Source organism: Burkholderia sp. MSMB2157WGS (assembly GCF_001532755.1).
GTDB lineage: Bacteria > Pseudomonadota > Gammaproteobacteria > Burkholderiales > Burkholderiaceae > Burkholderia.
Window position 1 is genome coordinate 1 of the sequence record NZ_LPJG01000052.1, and the last position, 527, is coordinate 527.

4 tRNA genes are annotated in these 527 nt (G+C 58.8%); all 4 read left to right on the top strand.

The features are described from left to right. Window position 1: 1 nt before the first annotated feature. The 4 genes from WT53_RS29550 (at window position 2) to WT53_RS29565 (ending at window position 524) form a co-directional block, all read left to right on the top strand. Window positions 2-77, top strand: a tRNA-Glu gene (locus WT53_RS29550). 77 nt (window positions 78-154) lie between these two features. Then, window positions 155-231 (top strand) — tRNA-Asp (locus tag WT53_RS29555). A 64-nt stretch (window positions 232-295) separates the two neighbouring features. Beyond that, window positions 296-371: transfer RNA gene (locus tag WT53_RS29560), tRNA-Glu, on the top strand. A 76-nt stretch (window positions 372-447) separates the two neighbouring features. Beyond that, window positions 448-524, top strand: a tRNA-Asp gene (locus WT53_RS29565). Window positions 525-527 lie beyond the last annotated feature (3 nt).

Genomic DNA, 527 nt, shown 5'->3' on the forward strand with positions numbered 1-527 from the left:
TGTCCCCTTCGTCTAGAGGCCTAGGACATCACCCTTTCACGGTGAGTACAGGGGTTCGAATCCCCTAGGGGACGCCAAATTCAGCGGCGTTTCGTAGAAGTGTCGCAGGCTTGCAGGAACGTAACCGACGTCCTGCAGGTTGGGTAAGAAAGCTGGAGCGGTAGTTCAGTCGGTTAGAATACCGGCCTGTCACGCCGGGGGTCGCGGGTTCGAGTCCCGTCCGCTCCGCCAGAACGAAGCCCGTTCAAAAGCGTTTTTGAACGGGCTTTCTCGTTAAGGATGTAAGCAGTACGCTGTCCCCTTCGTCTAGAGGCCTAGGACATCACCCTTTCACGGTGAGTACAGGGGTTCGAATCCCCTAGGGGACGCCAGATTCAGCGGCGTTTCGTAGAAGTGTCGCAACGCGTGCAGGAAGTAACCGACGCCTGCCAGGCAAGCAGCAAGACTGGAGCGGTAGTTCAGTCGGTTAGAATACCGGCCTGTCACGCCGGGGGTCGCGGGTTCGAGTCCCGTCCGCTCCGCCAGAA